We start from the raw sequence: 15,867 nt of genomic DNA on the forward strand, positions 1-15,867 counted from the left end.
CCGGGGGGCGGCTGTCTGCGTAGAAATACCAAATGCTGCAATTGCACTTGCATTTCCCCGCGCAATAATATTGCGTGCGCGCAACACATTCAGGCCCAACATGCCTTGCCTTAGGGCAGGGCGCTGCAAGGGGGAGCACAGCATGCGCATTGGCCTTTATCCCGGCACTTTTGATCCGATCACACTTGGACATGTCGATATCATCCGCCGCTCAGCCGGTCTGGTGGACCGTTTGGTGATCGGCGTTGCCATCAACCGTGACAAGGGGCCGTTGTTCAGCCTCGAAGAACGGGTGGCAATGATCGAACATGAAACCGCCGAGTTGAGCGCCCAAACCGGCACTGAGATCGTTGTGCATCCGTTTGAAAACCTGCTGATCGACTGCGCCCGCGACGTTGGTGCACAGCTGATTGTGCGTGGTCTGCGTGCGGTCGCGGATTTCGAATACGAATACCAGATGGTTGGCATGAACCGTGCATTGGACAGCTCGGTAGAGACGGTGTTTCTGATGGCCGAAGCCCGGCATCAGGCGATTGCCTCGAAACTGGTAAAAGAAATCGCCCGTTTGGGTGGTGACATCTCAAAATTCGTGACCCCGGCGGTGCGTGAACAGCTGCTGGAGAAACTCAACAGGTAGAAAAATGGCCAAACAGGACATTCAGGCACCGGAACAGGAAGAAACAATTTTCACCATTCCGGTCAGCCGCTTGATCCTGTGGCTGTCCCTTGCGGCCGGGGCGATGGTGTTGATCGTGGCGATCTGGGCCGTCACCCACAACCGCTATGTGGTCACTGTTGATGTGCGCGCGATGGATGCGCCGCGCGACTGTTGGGAAGACATCGATGGTGGCCTGCTAAGCCGCGCGCGTGAGGCCAAACGCTCCCGCGCGCCCCGGCGCAGCTACCTGGGCTACTGCGGCGCTGTGCTGACCACACATGGCGCCTTTGCCCTGCCAGAGACCTTTCCGCGTCCCTGGCTGGGCCAAACCCGTGCCGATATCCACAACCGCCTGCAGCGCGGCTGTCGCTACGATCTGGTGGTCACCGCTGACAAACGCCCCAGCCGCCGCGACGCCGGAAAATCCCGGCGCAATCGCCCGGAAATCCGCCGTATCATGTTCAGCTATCCCTGTTGAGCCCATGGTCTGGCGCCACGGCGCGGGCTGCCCTCAATCATTTACCGAAGTGTCTTGATCCCATCGTTTTGTAGCGAAGACAGCTGTCTAAATGAAAATTGGGTTTCAAGCGCGTATAAAATTGCAAGCGCAGCCCTGTCGTCTCAGCGCCAGAACGCCAGCCATTCCAAGAAATCGTCAAACTTCTTACCGAGGTAGAGCAGCGTCTCGCCTCCGGTCATGAAAAGATCGCCGCCAATAAAGGCGACGATCATGATGCCAAGAACGATGGCAATCTGGTTGGTCATGAAACTGATCCGTGATGAATGGCCCTTAGGCCAATTCATGCCCGCGAACGGCCTCAGGATCAACCTCAGCTTTTTGCAGCTTTCCCATGGCCACCGCCACATCCGCCATCCGGCAGGAGAAACCCCACTCATTGTCATACCAGGCCAGAACCCGGACCAGACGGCCGCCGGTGACTTTGGTTTGATCGGGGGCAAAGATCGAGCTTTCTTCGGTGTGGTTGAAGTCGATCGAAACCTTCTGTTCGGTGTCAAAGCCAAGGATGCCCCGCAGCGGGCCATTTGCGGCGGCTTCTGCCACGATGGCGTTGACCTCAGCCACGGTAACGTCACGGTCTGCGATGAAGGTCAGATCCACGGCCGAGACATTCGGCGTCGGCACACGTACAGCGGAGCCGTCCAGCTTGCCCTTCAGCGCCGGCAGAACCTCACCCAGGGCTTTGGCCGCACCAGTGGAGGTGGGGATCATCGACATGGCCGCCGCACGGGCGCGGTAGAGGTCCTTGTGACGACGGTCCAGCGTCGGCTGATCGCCGGTGTAGCTGTGGATGGTGGTCATGATGCCCGACTCGATGCCGATCTTCTCATGCAGCACCTTGGCCAGCGGTGCCAGACAGTTGGTGGTGCAGGACCCGTTGGAGATCATCACGTCGCCCGCGACCAGCTCATCATTGTTCACACCCATGACGATGGTCTTTTGGACGTTCTTGGCCGGGGCCGAGATCAGAACAGCGCCGGCGCCCTGTTCGATGTGCTTTTTGGCCTTTTCACCGTCGTTGAACTGACCGGTGCATTCCAGCACAACGTCAACGCCGCTCCAGTCCAGCTCATCCATGTTGTAGGTCGACATGACCTCAAACTTGCCACGACCCAGATCCATCCAGTTTTTACCGTTTTCATCGGTGCCGGTGGTCACGTCACCGGGGAAACGGCCATGGACCGAGTCATAGCGCACCAGATGCGCCGCGGTGTCCAGCGGGCCGGTGGCGTTGATCTTGACCACTTTGATATCTTCACGTGCGCTTTCAGCGATATGCATCAAGGTGCAGCGACCGATGCGGCCAAATCCGTTGATACCGACGGTGATGGTCATGGCAGTGTGACTCCTGTCTCGGGTTTGCTTGGGGCTGCTATAGGCGGGGTTTGCACCTGCGGAAAGATAAAAAACACAGGTTTTGCAGCATGTTGGCGCAAACATAGGGTGGTTGCGCTAACGATGGCGCAACCATGGTCTTTCCGTCATAGGACCAATGGATTAAGTTGGCGCTAACGTATTGCAGCCCCCCCTGAGGGGACCATTTCCAAGAGGTGAATTCATGAGCGGTCTTCTGGCATTGATGGATGATGTGGCAGCGATTGCCAAAGTGGCGGCCACCAGTCTGGATGATGTCGCCGCCGCGGCTGCCAAGGCGGGGTCCAAAACCGCTGGCGTGATCATCGATGATGCCGCTGTGACGCCGAAATACGTGCAGGGGTTTGCCCCGGCGCGCGAATTGCCGATCATCTGGAAGATCGCCCGCGGATCCTTCTTCAACAAGCTGGTGATCCTGCTGCCGCTGGCGCTTTTGTTGTCGAACTTTGCGCCTTGGCTGGTGACGCCGCTCCTAATGCTTGGCGGCAGCTACCTCTGTTTTGAAGGTGCTGAGAAGGTCTTCCACGTGCTCTTCCCACATGGTGACAAACATATTGAGGCCGATATGTCGGTCAAAGATCCCGGCCACTTGGAAGAGGAAAAGGTCAAAGGCGCGATCAAGACCGACTTCATCCTCTCAGCCGAAATCATGACCATCTCGCTCGCCGCCATCGAGGTCTCCAACATCTATATGGAGGCCGCCACTCTGGCCCTTGTAGGCATCATGATCACCATCGCGGTTTATGGCTCGGTAGCGTTGATCGTCAAAATGGATGACGTCGGTCTGCATTTGGCCCAGAACGCCAGCCTTGGTCTGACCAAAAGCTTCGGCCGTGGTCTGGTGAAATTCATGCCGGTTCTGATGAAGCTTTTGTCGATCATCGGCACCGCCGCGATGCTCTGGGTGGGCGGATCGATCATGATCCACGGGCTTTATGAGCTGGGCATGCCGCATCCCTACAAAGACATTCACAACATCGCCGTCGCGGTCGCCTCAGGCGTCTCGGAAAACCTGCACGGGTTTGTGGAATGGGCGGTCACCGCCTTTGCGGATGGGGTGCTGGGGCTGATCTGGGGGCTGTTGCTGATCCCGCTGGCCACCCGCGTGATGGGGCCGTTGATCGGCGCCTTTTCCGGAAAGAAGCCTGCAGCCCATTGAGCGCGGAATTGTGAGTATTTGGGGAACATTGAAAGGCGCTTTCATCGTTCCCTAAATACTCCGGGGGAATTGGCCGTGAGGCCAAGGGGGCAGCGCCCCTTAGCTCCTGCGTCTCAAGAGCGAGTCGTTGATAGATTTGCGGTGCCAGTAGAATTCTGAGCCGGTGACCGTTTGGCGAACTTCGAAGCCAAGTGTTTTCAGCACACGCATCAGCTTGGGGTTTGGGACCTGACAGTTTCGCGCCAATACGGTCCATTCGATGGCGTAGTATTGTCGCGTTTTGGCAGCGGCCTCGATCGTTTCAATGAGGGTAGGCAGCACCCCTTCGCCGCCCTGTTCAACCACGGCAATTTCAACCATCAACACGCTATCTTTACGTGAAAATTGTGCAAGCAGTTGCGCCTTGCCAATTGAAAACACAATTGGTCGATCGACAACGACCAGGTCTTCTAGTTCCGGAAGGGTGACGAGGGTCTTGGGCGGTATGCCGTCGATCAGGAGGTCCGGAGATGCCATCTAAGCGCCTTTCAGATTTAGCCCCAGATCTGAGGAGTAAGGGCTCTTCCTGATAATAATGATGTCCCAACTCAATGCCAAAGAAAAAGGCCACGCGGTTACGTGGCCTTTTTTTGTTTTCGGCGATGCCGCGGGCTTAGCCCAGCAGTGCCTTGACCTTTTCGGCCACAGCTTCGGCGGTGATGCCGAATTTTTCGTAGAGCACGTTCGCCGGGGCGGAGGCGCCGAAGCTTTCCATGCCGACAAAGGCCTGTTTCTGTTCACGGCCACGGTTGCCGAGCAGGTATTTGTCCCAGCCACCGTCACGCACGCCAGCCTCGATGCCGACACGCACGGGGCCTGCGGGCAGGACACGTTTGCGGTAGGCTTCGTCCTGGGCGTCAAACAGTTCCATACAGGGCATGGAAACCACACGGGTGCCAATGCCCTCGGCCTGCAGTAGGTCACGTGCGGCCAGCGCAATGGAGACCTCGGAACCGGTGGCGATCAGGATTGCCTGACGTTTGCCTTCGCTGTCGGCCAGCACGTAGCCGCCCTGCGCTGTCAGGTTCTTGGTGGTGTGTTTGGTCCGCACGGTCGGCACGCCCTGACGGGTCAGCGACAGAACCGATGGGGTCTGCTTTGCGGTCAGCGCGATTTCCCAGCTTTCTGCGGTCTCAATGGTGTCGGCGGGACGGAACACATAGGTGTTCGGGGTCGCGCGCGAAATAGCGACATGTTCCACCGGCTGGTGGGTCGGGCCATCTTCGCCCAGACCGATCGAGTCATGGGTCATGACAAAGACCGACGGGATCTGCATCAGTGCCGCCAGACGCATCGCAGGGCGGGCGTAGTCGGTGAAGGCCATGAAGGTGCCGCCGTAGGGGCGGATGCCCCCGTGTAGCGCCATACCGTTCATCGCAGCCGCCATACCGTGTTCACGGATACCCCAGTAGACATAACGTCCTTTGCGGTTGTCGGTGTCAAAGATGCCCATGTCGCCGGTTTTGGTGTTGTTCGAACCGGTCAGGTCAGCCGAGCCGCCGACGGTGTCGGACATGATCGGGTTCACAACTTCCAGCACTTTTTCAGAAGATGCGCGGGTTGCCAGCTTGGGCTGCTCTTCGCTCATCTGCTTTTTCAGTGCGCGGATGGTCGGGGCCAGACGCTTGGGCGCGTCACGGTCGAAGATGCGGGCGAATTCCGCCTGCTTGCGTTCCGAGATGGAGCCCAGACGCTCTTCCCATTCAGCGCGATCTGCCGCGCCGCGCGATCCGATGGCTTCCCAGGCCGATTTGATGTCGGCGGGGATTTCAAACGGACCGTAGGTCCAGCCATAGGCCTCTTTGGTGTCGGCGATCAGCTTCTCATCGGTCAGCGCGCCGTGGCCCTTGGAGGTGTCCTGTGCTGCGGAGCCCAGTGCGATATGGGTTTTGCAGGCAATCATCGAAGGCTTGCCAGCCTTTTTCGCCGCAACAATCGCTGCGTCGATGGCTTCGGGATCGTGACCGTCGATTTCCTGAACGTGCCAGTTGGCCGATTTGAAACGCTGCACCTGATCGATGCGGCAGGACAGGTCAACGGTGCCGTCGATGGTGATGTTGTTGTTGTCCCAGAAGACGATCAGCTTGCTCAGCTCATGACGGCCGGCCAGACCCAGGGCTTCCTGGCTGATGCCTTCCATCAGGCAGCCGTCGCCGGCAATCACATAGGTGTGGTGATCCACGATCTTCTTGCCGTACTGGCCGCGCAGAATTTCTTCGGCCATGGCGAAACCAACAGCGTTGGCGATGCCCTGACCCAGCGGGCCGGTGGTGGTCTCAATGCCTTCGGCGTGACCATATTCCGGGTGGCCTGCGGTCTTGGCGCCCCACTGGCGGAAGTTCTTGATTTCTTCCAGGGTCATGTCCTTGTAACCGGTCAGATGCAGCAGCGAGTAAAGCAGCATCGAGCCATGGCCTGCCGACAGGATGAACCGGTCACGGTCAGGCCAGTTCGGGGCCGAGGCGTCGAACTTCAGGTGCTTTTCGAACAGCACAGTTGCCACGTCGGCCATGCCCATCGGCATGCCGGAGTGACCGGAGTTTGCAGCGCGGATCGCATCCAGGGTAAGGGTGCGGATGGCCGCGGCCTTGGACCAGTGATCCGGGTGGGCAGAACGCAGAGCAGAGATATCCACGGGTGGCTTCCTTTGATCGGGGCTTCGTTAGCGCTGCTCATACCAGCCCTTGCGTTAATATCAAGCGCTGCAATGGGCCAAAAACCGCTTGGGGGGCGCATTTTCCCCCTCTATTCGGTATTCTGAGGCTGAACAGGCGCCATTTTGATTCGTCGAGCGGATGAAACGAGCGCCCTGAGAAAAGAAGAGGCAAAAGGCGCATGAGCGAAATCAGCGAATTGGAACGCCGCATCACCGCCGCATTGGACCGGATTGCCCGGGATGTGGACGTATTGGCAGCGCGTCCTGCAGTGGCGGAGAGCACGGCAGAGAGCGACAGTGAACAGGGGGCGGATCAGGCCCCCTCGGATGCAGTTGAGACTGCGGCAGAGGCTGCGGCAACGGCAGAGGAGCTGGCGACCCTGAAACAGCAGCTGGAAGATGAAAAACTGGCCAATCAGCAGCTGGAAGAGCGGCTGAAAAGCCTGCGTCTGAAGCTGGACAAGAAAGACGCTGAGGCCGAGCTGGCAATGAGCGATCTGAAAACCTCCATGGCGGAGCTGGACGGCGCGCTGCAGGCGCTGCGGCAGTCTTCGGCAGAGCTGCGCGGCAGCAGTGTGGCCCTGCGTCAGGGCGCGGCCGCTGGCGTCAGCGACCCGGAAGCGATCAATGCGGCAATGGCGGCGGAACTGGCCGCGCTGCAGGCGGAACGTCAGGCTGAGGCGGCTGAAGGCGGTGCAATCCTCACCGCGATGGAACCGCTGCTGACCCGCGCCGAAGAGAAGGAGCAAGCCTGATGCCTGAGGTCGAAATTCACATCGGTGGCCGTGCGTTTGAGGTCTCCTGCCAGGAGGGTGAGGAGCATTTCCTGCATTCCGCTGCCCAGATGCTGGACAGCGAAGCCAGCGTGTTGTCGCAACAAATCGGCCGTCTGCCAGAGGCGCGGATGCTTCTGATGGCGGGTCTGATGCTGGCGGATAAAACCGCCGGGGTTGAGGACAAACTGGCCGAGATCGAGGCCAAGCTTGCAGAAAAAGAAGCCGAACTGGCTGCCCTGAAGGAGGCCCCTGCGCCCGAGCCTGAGCGTATCGAGGTGCCGGTGATCCCGCAGATCGTCAATGACACGCTGGCCGAACTGGCCGCACGCGCCGAAGCGCTGGCCGGTGATATCGAAGATAAGGTGAAAGCCGAGGCTTAAGGCGCTGTTTTTTCAGTTAAAAGGCGCTCCAACAGGGGCGCCTTTTGTGTTTGTAACAGCGTGATCCCACCTCGGGCTATTGTGCTTTGACCGGGGTCTCGCCTTTTGACGCCGCCTGTTTCTGATGCGCGCGGTGCAGGTGCCAGAGGCGCAGGCCGAGGAGCACGGCAACAGCGACCGCAGCGTTGAAACCGATGCCGTCGCGCACCAGCGGCCAGAGGTAGGCGACCTGATCCATCGCGCCAGCTCCCATGCCAACGTAGATGGCCACCCATGTGGCTTCCCCGGCGATGCTGCCAAGGGTGAAGGCGATCCAGCCCATTTTGGCCGCCCCGGCGGTGAAATTCACATAAGGCCCCAGCGGGCTGACCAGCCAGCGGCTGAAAAACACCGCCCAAATGCCGCGTTGCCGGGTGAACGCGGTGGCTTTTCTCAGCGCATAAGCCTGTTTGCCGCCCTTGGCCTCCATCCGTTCCACATGGCCCGTGCCCAGACGCCCGATGTGAAAGCCCAGCTGATCCCCCAGAATGGCCCCGACCAGCGCCCCCAGCGCCACATGCCAGAGCGTCAGATCGCCCGCCATGGCAAAGCCGCCCGCCGCGATCATCATCACGGAGGCGGGGATTGGCATGGCCAGGCAGGACAGCAAAGTCACCAGCAGCAGCAGATAGGCGCCATAATCCGGCAGGATGGTGAGCAGCGTCTCGGTCATTGCCCGCGCGGCTCACGGCGGGGTGGGCGGTGTTCGGCCAGAAACGCCTCAATGTCGGCGATCAGATCCTCAACCGGGCGACCCTGTAGCGCGGCCAGTTCCTCAAGGCTGAGTTTCCAGCGGATCTTCTCCGCGCCGATGGCATCGCTGATCAGCGCGGGGCGCACCAGATAGCTGCGAGCCACAAAGCGCACGGTCATCCAAGGCTCAATCGGGGCGGCCTCTGCCGGGCGATCGCGCCAGTCGCGACCGCGGTCATTGACCTGAACGCCAAAAAAAACGGCAGCCGCAATTGCGGCCACCATCATGATCATTGTGGGTTTGTGATGAACCCAGAGACGATGCAGCGCGGCGGGTGGTTTTGCCATCTAGACCTCCTGCACCTTTAGACCCCGTGCGGGGCGCCGATCAGGCGTTTGCTTCGCGGATCTTGTCGGCGGCGTCTTTGGAGTAGACCACCTCATTGGTGTCAAACAGCGCGTCCAACTCACCCGACAGGGTCATCTCGGTCACGATATCACAGCCGCCGATAAACTCACCCTTTACGTAAAGCTGCGGGATGGTCGGCCAGTCCGAGTAATCCTTGATGCCCTGGCGGATCTCATCATCGGCCAGCACGTTCACATCGGTGTAATCCACACCCATGTAGTTCAGCACGCCCGCCACACGGCTGGAGAAGCCACATTGCGGCATGTCCTTGGTGCCCTTCATGAAAAGCACCACGGTGTTGGCTTTGACGGTTTCGTCGATGCGGGTGTTTGCGTCAGTCATCTTATTCTCCGTTTCCAGGCGCGCCATCGGATTTGCCGCTCAACCCGCCAGAACCTAGGTCCATATTTTAGCAAATTTCTGCAGCCACATATGGGAACCATCAGCATGTAGGCAAGGTCGATAATGAGTATCAACGCCTTTGCGAATGGCCACCATATGAGCTCGTCCATCACTCCGGTGCTTTGGTGGTCAGGGCCAAGGCGTGCAATTCGCCGTTGGGGCCATCCATCTTGCCTTTCAGCGCCGCATAGACAGCGCGTTGCTGCTGCACACGGTTTTTGCCACGAAAGCTCTCATCCACGATCATTGCGGACATATGTTTGCCATCGGTGCCTTCTACAACGATCTGAGCGGCGCCTGGAAACGCCTCGCGCAGCATGTCTTCCAGTTCCTGTGCGTATACGGCCATCGGGCCCTCCGGGTGTTCTTTGGTCTTGAGGGAAATCTAGGGCGCAGCGAGGCCGGGTGCAAGCGTTCCCCCCGGGGCTTGCGTCAAAAAGAGACAGAGAAGGGGCATCTTTTTCGGGTCCAGTTGTTTTAGGTCACCCAGATCACAAATAGGCCGCCAGGGACTGCAGGTAGCGGGGGACATCGGCCAATGCCTCCTGCACCTCGGGTTCTTCGAAATCGTGGACCGAGGTGTCTTCGGCCGGGCACATCGCCACCATCAAGGCGCGACCTTCGTCTAGGGCGGCGGCAGGCAGCGGCAGTTTGGCGGCCTCCTGCAGCAGCAACAGGGCCTCATGGATGGGCCGGATCACCCGCAGTGCGTGGGCCATGTGGTAGATCAGATCGGGATCATCGCGCCAGGTTTCACCGGGAAACAGCTCCTGTGTGATCCGCTGACCGGCGCCTGCGCAGGAATAGGCGACGCAGCCGCCAAATCCTTTGACCTTCAGGTCTTTGTGGATAGTGCAGCGGAAATCGCAACCCAGATTGGGGCAGGGGCTGTCTGCCTCTTTCAGAAGGCCAAAATCCTCATCCGCATCAAATGGATAAGCCACGCAGCAAAGCGCTGCGCAGCTTTCACAGTTTTCAGTGAGCACCGGCAAATTGGGGTGCTCGATCGCCATGGGATCAGCCAACCGCAGCTTCGAAGCTGGCGCGGAACTGTTCCGCCAACTCAGCCAGAGGTGCCGCGGATCCGCCCAGCTTCACCGTATCGCCGGTGAACTTGCCCACGGTTTCGATATGCACGCCGGCCTTGGCCGCTTCGCCCATCAGCCATTCGGCCTGATCGAAGTTACAGGCCAGGAGGTAGCGCGCCTGATCTTCACCAAAGAGCAGCGCCTGATCCGCCACGTCGATCTGAACGCCAACCTCACCCGCCTCAGCCATTTCAAAGGCCGCCAGCGCCAAGCCACCGTCTGCCAGATCGGAACAGGCGCGGATGTATTCGGCATTGGCGCGGATGAAATCACCGTTGCGTTTCTCAGCCGCCAGATCCACATGCGGGGCGTCGCCGTCTTCACGGTTGAACACCTCGGCCAGCAGGGCCGACTGACCCAAGTGGCCTGCGGTTTCGCCCACCAGCAGGGCCACATGGCCGTCTCGTGCGGTGCCGATGATCGCCTGTTCCGGCGTTTCGATCAAACCCACGGCGCAGATGGTCGGGGTCGGCAGGATCGCCTGACCGTCGGTTTCGTTGTAGAGCGAGACGTTGCCCGAAACGATCGGCACATCCAGCGCTGCAACCGCTTCGCCGATGCCTTTGATCGCGCCAACAAACTGGCCCATGATCTCAGGCTTTTCGGGGTTGCCGAAGTTCAGGTTGTCGGTGGTGGCCAGCGGGGTGGCGCCCACGGCGGTCAGGTTCCGGTAGGTTTCCGCCACCGCCTGTTTGCCGCCCTCAACCGGGTTGGCGCGCACATAGCGTGGTGTCACATCCGAGGTGAAGGCCAGCGATTTTTCGGTGCCATGCACCCGCACGATGCCTGCGCCCAGACCCGGCGCCTGCACGGTATCTGCCATCACTTGTGAGTCATACTGCTGATAAACCCACTGTTTGGCCCCGTAGTTGGCCGAGCCGATCAGCGCCTTCAGCCCGTCGATGGGATCCACCGCGGGAATATCTCCCAGCTCCGCGTCCACTTCGGTTTCCACCCAGGGGCGGTCATATTCCGGCGCGCGGCCCGACAGCGGTGACAGCGGCAGGTCGGCTTTCACCTCGCCATTGTGCAGGATGAGGAAGCGGTCCTCAGCAATGGTTTCACCAACGATGGCGAAATCCAGATCCCATTTTTCGAAAACGGCGCGCGCTTCGGCTTCCAGTTCCGGTTTCAGAACCATCAGCATACGTTCCTGAGATTCCGACAGCATCATCTCATAGGCTGTCATGTTCTCTTCGCGCTGCGGCACGTCTTCGAGGTTCAGCTTTACGCCCAGCTTGCCCTTGTCGCCCATTTCCACGGCCGAACAGGTCAGACCCGCCGCGCCCATATCCTGGATTGAGATCACCGCGCCGGTCTGCATCAGCTCCAGCGTGGCTTCCATCAGGCGTTTTTCGGTAAAGGGGTCGCCAACCTGAACGGTGGGACGCTTTTCCTCAATGGTGTCGTCAAACTCGGCCGAGGCCATGGTCGCCCCGCCAACCCCGTCACGGCCGGTCTTGGCGCCGAGGTAGACCACCGGCATACCTACGCCTGAGGCGGCGGAGTAGAAGATCTTATCGGCATCGGCCAGGCCCGCGGCAAAGGCATTGACCAGGCAGTTGCCGTTATAGGCCGGGTGGAAGCGTACTTCGCCGCCCACAGTCGGCACGCCGAAACAGTTGCCGTAGCCGCCGATGCCTTCGACCACACCATGCACCAGCTGGCGGGTCTTGGGGTGGCCGGTTTCACCAAACGACAGCGAGTTCATCGCCGCAATGGGACGCGCGCCCATGGTGAAGACATCACGCAAAATGCCGCCAACACCGGTGGCGGCACCTTGATAGGGTTCGATGTAAGAGGGGTGGTTGTGGCTTTCCATCTTGAAGATGACGGCCTGACCGTCGCCAATATCTACAACACCGGCGTTTTCGCCCGGGCCACAGATCACCTGCGGGCCTTCGGTCGGCAAGGTGCGCAGCCATTTCTTCGACGATTTATAGGAACAGTGTTCGTTCCACATGGCCGAGAAGATGCCCAGCTCGGTGAAGGTTGGCTCTCGCCCGATGATCTCAAGGATGCGCTCATACTCATCGGGCTTTAGCCCATGCGCTTCGATCAATTCGGGGGTCAGGCTCGGGTCTTGCATATCCGGTCACTCTCCAGCAGGCGCTATTTGCGCGCCTCTTTAAGGCACGGGGCGGATTTGGGGAAGGGGGCAAAGGTCGGGAAACGCCGCTTCTTTGCCGCAGATGCGCAGTTTTTGCCTCCTGGCACCCCGGCAGCGCTTTCAATGTTCCCCAAATACTCCCGCCGGAGGCCCGCAACCGCGCCGCCAGACACACCGATGAAGATGGGCTTGACCCGATTTGCGCCAATGGGGATTGGACAAAAAAAGAGGCCGAGCACTAAGCTCGGCCAAAGTCCAACAGGGAGGTATGAAAGTGGCGAGAGTTTGATCGTCGTCACCGTCGAGTGCTGAAATAGGCATCAGAAATGAATCGTTCAAGCACCATAATGCCGCAGATGCATCATGGCTGTTATGCATCCAATGCATGGCTCAGCCAAAACCTAACTAACTGACTGATCTTTCATCTGTTTGCGGTAGGCGATAATCTCTTCCTGAACAAAGTCACGGAAGGCCGAGATGCGCTTGGAATGCCGCAATTCCTCCGGGTAGGCCAGATATACGGGCACTTCGACCGATTGCACGTCCGGCAATACCCGCACCAGATTCGGGAAATCCTGGCTCAGATAGTTGGGCAGAACACCAATTCCCAGATGGTTGGCCACCGCCTGCAGCACCCCGAAGTAGTTGTTTACCATGAGGGTCGATTTCACATCATAGGTCATCAGATGGCCCACAAGGTTGGAACTGGCGCCCACTTGCGGGGAATTTGTGTTTTGGCAGACCAGACGATGTTCCCCGATATCCTCAATGGCGGCGGGGTGGCCGTTCAGCTCCAGATATTCCTTGGAGGCAAAAAGCTGCATCCGAACCGCCATCAGTTTCTTGCGGATCAGATCGGCCTGGCTGGGCTCTTTCATCCGGATGGCAACATCCGCTTCGCGCATTGGCAGGTCCAGCACCCGCTCTTCCAGCATCAGCTCAATATTGAGGTCGGGATATTGTTCATAAAGCTTGGGCAGGCGCGGGGCCAGCCACAGGGTGCCAAGGCCAATGGTTGTGGTCACCCGCAGCTGACCAAAGACCTCTTCCTCACTGTCGCGGATCCGCGCGGCGGCGGCGTCCAGGCGTTTGGCCATGGCGCGGGTGGCGTCAAACAGCAATTCCCCCTGTTCGGTGAGAATCAAACCACGTGCGTGACGGTGAAACAGGGTGGCGTTCAGGCTCTCTTCGAGGGCGCGCACCTGACGAGACACAGCCGATTGTGACAGGTGAAGCACATCACCGGCATGTGTGAGGCTGCCTGCGTCGGCAACCGCGTGAAAAATTCTAAGCTTGTCCCAATCCATTTCGACAATTTCCCGATGTGAAGCGCCCTGTTACACGAAACCATTGAAACATTAACCCGTTTTTCTGATTTTTCGACAAGAAATGATTAGGTTCATCGCCGTAGCTTATGATGTGTGACCCTAGAATGGGGCCTGTCTAAGCAGCTCTGCTGTCTTGGTGGGCATTGGGGCAGGCACCGACTATGCCCCTTGCGCGGGTTTCTCCTTTCGATCGTTTAGATTGCCAGAGCTGAGAGTTTCCATTGACGGACCTGCGTCAAAGCATCGGTGGGGATCCCGCCCGCTTGGGAGCGGGCGCAAGCCTCAGATCGTCGCTTAGGCCCCACAGGGTGCATGATCGGTGGCGCTAACGGCTCTGCTGCTACACTTTTGCCACCCCGCATTTTCCCGGTTTCTGTTGAAACTAGGGGGCAGGGGCTGTTAAACGCCCTTTCAAACACGCAGGAACTATCAAGGCGGCTCTCCTCCATGGCCTCGAAAAGACATATCGCTCGTGACATCTCCTACTCCTATGCGGGGCGCACCAAAGGTGGCCGCGCTCTGATCCGGACGCTGGAAAACATGACCGGTCGGATCCGTATGATCAAACGTGCCTCTGGTTATGAGCGCGACGTGGAAAACGGTGCGGACTTCTGGCAGGTGATGGTGGAACGCTACGGGCTGTCGCTGGATGTGATTGGCGGATCGCTGGAAAACATCCCGGCGGAGGGGCCGTTGATCCTGATCGCCAACCACCCTTACGGCATTCTGGATGGCCTGATGATGGGCCATATCCTTTCAGAACGCCGTGACCGGGATTTCCGTATTCTGGCCCACCGGGTGTTCCGCAAATCTGAGGATCTGAACAAGGTTGTTCTGCCGATTTCCTTTGATGAGGATCGCGCGGCGGTCAAACTGAACCTGCAGACCCGCAAAGAGGCCGAACAATACCTGAAAGCCGGTGGTGCTGTTGGCATCTTTCCGGGCGGCACGGTCAGCACCTCGGCGCGGCCCTTCTCAAACCCGATGGATCCGCATTGGCGCAACTTCACCGCCCGGATGATCGCCAAATCCGGCGCCACCGTTGTGCCGGTCTTCTTTGATGGCAACACCTCGCGCCTGTTCCAGATCGCCAGCCACATGCATTACACGCTGCGGATGGGTCTGTTGATCAAGGAATTTGCCAAACGCGTCGACACCCCGGTGAAGGTTGTTGTGGGTGAGCCGATCAAGGCAGAAGAAATCCGCGCACGGGCCGGTGACAGCAAAGAGCTGATGGATTTCCTGCGCAAATCCACCTACGATCTGTCGCCAAGACCGATTGAAACCCGAGAATACGGGTTCGAATTTGAGGACAAGCACAAGGCCGAGTTTCTGGCCCGTCAGAAGGCGTTCAAAGAAACTCGACAATCTCGCTAACAGCGGGGACCACGCGGCCCCGACCAAGAGAGGCAGGCACATAGATGGCAGTTGGCATTTTCGATTCAGGGCTTGGTGGATTGACGGTTCTGGATGCCGTCAGCAAACGCCTGCCCGACGTTCCTTTCGTCTATTACGGTGATAACGCCCATGCGCCTTATGGCGTGCGCGATGCCGATGATGTTTATGGGTTGACCACCAAAGCGGTGGAGCGGATGTGGGCCGAGGGCTGCGATCTGGTGATCCTGGCCTGTAACACCGCCTCCGCCGCTGCCTTGCGCCGTATGCAAGAGGGGTGGATCCCCGAAAATAAGCGGGTTCTGGGGGTCTTTGTGCCGTTGATTGAGGCGCTGACCGAACGCAAATGGGGGGACAATTCGCCCCCGCGTGAGGTGGAGGTGCAGCACGTTGCGCTGTTTGCCACCCCTGCAACCGTTGCCAGCCGTGCCTTCCAACGTGAATTGGCCTTCCGCGCGATCGGCGTGGATGTGGAGGCGCAGGCCTGTGGTGGTGTTGTTGACGCCATTGAGGATGGTGACATGATCCTGGCCGACGCTTTGGTGCGCAGCCATGTGGATGCGTTGAAACGCAAAATGCCCCATCCTGAGGCCGCGATCCTGGGCTGTACCCATTATCCGCTGATGCATGACATCTTTCAGGAGGCTTTGGGGGAGGGCGTCAAGGTCTACAGCCAGGCTAATCTGGTGGCCGAAAGCCTTGCCGACTATTTGGAGCGGCACCCGAAAATGGTGGGTGCTGGAGAGGAAAGTAAATTCCTGACCTCCGGCAACCCGGTCACCGTGTCGACCCGCGCCACCCAGTTCCTGCGGCGCGAGATCAAATTCGACGCGGCATAATG

General features: G+C 59.2%; 18 protein-coding genes. 7 read left to right on the forward strand and 11 right to left on the reverse strand.

Going from position 1 to position 15,867, the window contains the following annotated elements:
* The first annotated feature begins 142 nt into the window (after positions 1–142).
* Positions 143–637 carry a pantetheine-phosphate adenylyltransferase gene (gene coaD / locus TL5118_RS06750; RefSeq protein WP_058241905.1) on the forward strand — a complete coding sequence of 165 codons (495 nt, stop codon included), beginning with the start codon at positions 143–145 and terminating at the stop codon, positions 635–637.
* A gap of 4 nt (positions 638–641) precedes the next feature.
* Positions 642–1,136 carry a hypothetical protein gene (locus TL5118_RS06755; protein WP_058241906.1) on the forward strand — a complete coding sequence of 165 codons (495 nt, stop codon included), beginning with the start codon at positions 642–644 and terminating at the stop codon, positions 1,134–1,136.
* Positions 1,137–1,279: 143 nt separating this feature from the next.
* Here the strand turns inward: TL5118_RS06755 and TL5118_RS21340 are convergent, their stop codons facing one another.
* Together TL5118_RS21340 and gap are read right to left on the reverse strand one after the other, a co-directional pair.
* Positions 1,280–1,423, reverse strand: coding sequence for a hypothetical protein (locus tag TL5118_RS21340; protein WP_058241907.1), 144 nt, complete (start codon positions 1,421–1,423; stop codon positions 1,280–1,282).
* A 25-nt stretch (positions 1,424–1,448) separates the two neighbouring features.
* Positions 1,449–2,513, reverse strand: coding sequence for a type I glyceraldehyde-3-phosphate dehydrogenase (gap, locus tag TL5118_RS06765; protein WP_058241908.1), 1,065 nt, complete (start codon positions 2,511–2,513; stop codon positions 1,449–1,451).
* 223 nt (positions 2,514–2,736) lie between these two features.
* Here gap and TL5118_RS06770 point away from each other — a divergent pair, with 223 nt between their 5' ends.
* Positions 2,737–3,711: a DUF808 domain-containing protein gene (locus TL5118_RS06770; protein ID WP_058241909.1), complete on the forward strand. Its 975-nt coding sequence runs from the start codon at positions 2,737–2,739 to the stop codon at positions 3,709–3,711.
* Positions 3,712–3,810: 99 nt separating this feature from the next.
* On the opposite strand, the gene TL5118_RS06775 is transcribed toward TL5118_RS06770, so the two are convergent.
* Both TL5118_RS06775 and tkt read right to left on the reverse strand, forming a co-directional pair.
* On the reverse strand, positions 3,811–4,227 hold the full coding sequence (locus tag TL5118_RS06775) for a hypothetical protein (protein ID WP_058260773.1): 417 nt from the start codon (positions 4,225–4,227) through the stop codon (positions 3,811–3,813).
* A gap of 136 nt (positions 4,228–4,363) precedes the next feature.
* On the reverse strand, positions 4,364–6,385 hold the full coding sequence (tkt, locus tag TL5118_RS06780) for a transketolase (RefSeq protein ID WP_058241911.1): 2,022 nt from the start codon (positions 6,383–6,385) through the stop codon (positions 4,364–4,366).
* Between the two features lie 200 nt (positions 6,386–6,585).
* On the opposite strand from tkt, the gene TL5118_RS06785 reads away from it, so the two are divergent.
* Together TL5118_RS06785 and TL5118_RS06790 are read left to right on the forward strand one after the other, a co-directional pair.
* On the forward strand, positions 6,586–7,161 hold the full coding sequence (locus TL5118_RS06785; RefSeq protein ID WP_058241912.1) for a hypothetical protein: 576 nt from the start codon (positions 6,586–6,588) through the stop codon (positions 7,159–7,161).
* The gene (locus TL5118_RS06790; protein ID WP_058241913.1) at positions 7,161–7,562 is read left to right on the forward strand and encodes a cell division protein ZapA; all 402 of its coding nucleotides are present in this window, start codon (positions 7,161–7,163) and stop codon (positions 7,560–7,562) included. Before TL5118_RS06785 ends, TL5118_RS06790 begins: the two co-directional genes overlap by 1 nt.
* Before the next feature lie 76 nt (positions 7,563–7,638).
* Here the strand turns inward: TL5118_RS06790 and TL5118_RS06795 are convergent, their stop codons facing one another.
* From TL5118_RS06795 to TL5118_RS06825, 7 genes are all read right to left on the reverse strand, one after another.
* Positions 7,639–8,274, reverse strand: a complete 636-nt coding sequence (locus TL5118_RS06795) for a DedA family protein (protein ID WP_058241914.1) — start codon at positions 8,272–8,274, stop codon at positions 7,639–7,641.
* On the reverse strand, positions 8,271–8,642 hold the full coding sequence (locus TL5118_RS06800; protein ID WP_058241915.1) for a hypothetical protein: 372 nt from the start codon (positions 8,640–8,642) through the stop codon (positions 8,271–8,273). The genes TL5118_RS06795 and TL5118_RS06800 overlap by 4 nt, the downstream gene beginning before the upstream one ends.
* A 40-nt stretch (positions 8,643–8,682) precedes the next feature.
* Positions 8,683–9,045, reverse strand: coding sequence for a Grx4 family monothiol glutaredoxin (gene grxD / locus TL5118_RS06805; RefSeq protein WP_058242075.1), 363 nt, complete (start codon positions 9,043–9,045; stop codon positions 8,683–8,685).
* Between the two features lie 169 nt (positions 9,046–9,214).
* Positions 9,215–9,454, reverse strand: a complete 240-nt coding sequence (locus TL5118_RS06810) for a BolA/IbaG family iron-sulfur metabolism protein (RefSeq protein ID WP_058241916.1) — start codon at positions 9,452–9,454, stop codon at positions 9,215–9,217.
* Between the two features lie 142 nt (positions 9,455–9,596).
* Entirely contained in the window at positions 9,597–10,049 is a 453-nt protein-coding gene (locus tag TL5118_RS06815) for a hypothetical protein (protein ID WP_058242076.1), read from the reverse strand.
* A gap of 73 nt (positions 10,050–10,122) precedes the next feature.
* On the reverse strand, positions 10,123–12,282 hold the full coding sequence (gene purL, locus TL5118_RS06820; RefSeq protein ID WP_058241917.1) for a phosphoribosylformylglycinamidine synthase subunit PurL: 2,160 nt from the start codon (positions 12,280–12,282) through the stop codon (positions 10,123–10,125).
* 422 nt (positions 12,283–12,704) lie between these two features.
* Complete coding sequence (locus TL5118_RS06825; protein WP_058260774.1) at positions 12,705–13,610, reverse strand: LysR family transcriptional regulator; 906 nt, start codon at positions 13,608–13,610, stop codon at positions 12,705–12,707.
* A 468-nt stretch (positions 13,611–14,078) separates the two neighbouring features.
* On the opposite strand from TL5118_RS06825, the gene TL5118_RS06830 reads away from it, so the two are divergent.
* Together TL5118_RS06830 and murI are read left to right on the forward strand one after the other, a co-directional pair.
* Positions 14,079–15,008 (forward strand): lysophospholipid acyltransferase family protein, encoded by a 930-nt coding sequence (locus TL5118_RS06830; RefSeq protein WP_058241919.1) that lies wholly within the window; start codon positions 14,079–14,081, stop codon positions 15,006–15,008.
* 44 nt (positions 15,009–15,052) lie between these two features.
* On the forward strand, positions 15,053–15,865 hold the full coding sequence (murI, locus tag TL5118_RS06835; RefSeq protein ID WP_058241920.1) for a glutamate racemase: 813 nt from the start codon (positions 15,053–15,055) through the stop codon (positions 15,863–15,865).
* The last annotated feature ends 2 nt before the right edge of the window (positions 15,866–15,867 follow it).

Origin of the sequence: Thalassovita autumnalis, assembly GCF_001458255.1 — a bacterium.
In the GTDB taxonomy this organism is placed as follows: Bacteria; Pseudomonadota; Alphaproteobacteria; order Rhodobacterales; family Rhodobacteraceae; genus Thalassobius; species Thalassobius autumnalis.

Coding starts and splice junctions, on each gene's coding strand:
- TL5118_RS06775 (WP_058260773.1), bottom strand. CDS start 4,227: ATGGCATCTCCGGACCTCCTGATCGACGGCATACCGCCCAAGACCCTC.
- coaD (WP_058241905.1), top strand. CDS start 143: ATGCGCATTGGCCTTTATCCCGGCACTTTTGATCCGATCACACTTGGA.
- grxD (WP_058242075.1), bottom strand. CDS start 9,045: ATGACTGACGCAAACACCCGCATCGACGAAACCGTCAAAGCCAACACC.
- TL5118_RS06755 (WP_058241906.1), top strand. CDS start 642: ATGGCCAAACAGGACATTCAGGCACCGGAACAGGAAGAAACAATTTTC.
- TL5118_RS21340 (WP_058241907.1), bottom strand. CDS start 1,423: ATGACCAACCAGATTGCCATCGTTCTTGGCATCATGATCGTCGCCTTT.
- murI (WP_058241920.1), top strand. CDS start 15,053: ATGGCAGTTGGCATTTTCGATTCAGGGCTTGGTGGATTGACGGTTCTG.
- TL5118_RS06795 (WP_058241914.1), bottom strand. CDS start 8,274: ATGACCGAGACGCTGCTCACCATCCTGCCGGATTATGGCGCCTATCTG.
- purL (WP_058241917.1), bottom strand. CDS start 12,282: ATGCAAGACCCGAGCCTGACCCCCGAATTGATCGAAGCGCATGGGCTA.
- gap (WP_058241908.1), bottom strand. CDS start 2,513: ATGACCATCACCGTCGGTATCAACGGATTTGGCCGCATCGGTCGCTGC.
- TL5118_RS06790 (WP_058241913.1), top strand. CDS start 7,161: ATGCCTGAGGTCGAAATTCACATCGGTGGCCGTGCGTTTGAGGTCTCC.
- TL5118_RS06825 (WP_058260774.1), bottom strand. CDS start 13,610: ATGGATTGGGACAAGCTTAGAATTTTTCACGCGGTTGCCGACGCAGGC.
- TL5118_RS06830 (WP_058241919.1), top strand. CDS start 14,079: ATGGCCTCGAAAAGACATATCGCTCGTGACATCTCCTACTCCTATGCG.
- TL5118_RS06785 (WP_058241912.1), top strand. CDS start 6,586: ATGAGCGAAATCAGCGAATTGGAACGCCGCATCACCGCCGCATTGGAC.
- TL5118_RS06770 (WP_058241909.1), top strand. CDS start 2,737: ATGAGCGGTCTTCTGGCATTGATGGATGATGTGGCAGCGATTGCCAAA.
- TL5118_RS06810 (WP_058241916.1), bottom strand. CDS start 9,454: ATGGCCGTATACGCACAGGAACTGGAAGACATGCTGCGCGAGGCGTTT.
- TL5118_RS06800 (WP_058241915.1), bottom strand. CDS start 8,642: ATGGCAAAACCACCCGCCGCGCTGCATCGTCTCTGGGTTCATCACAAA.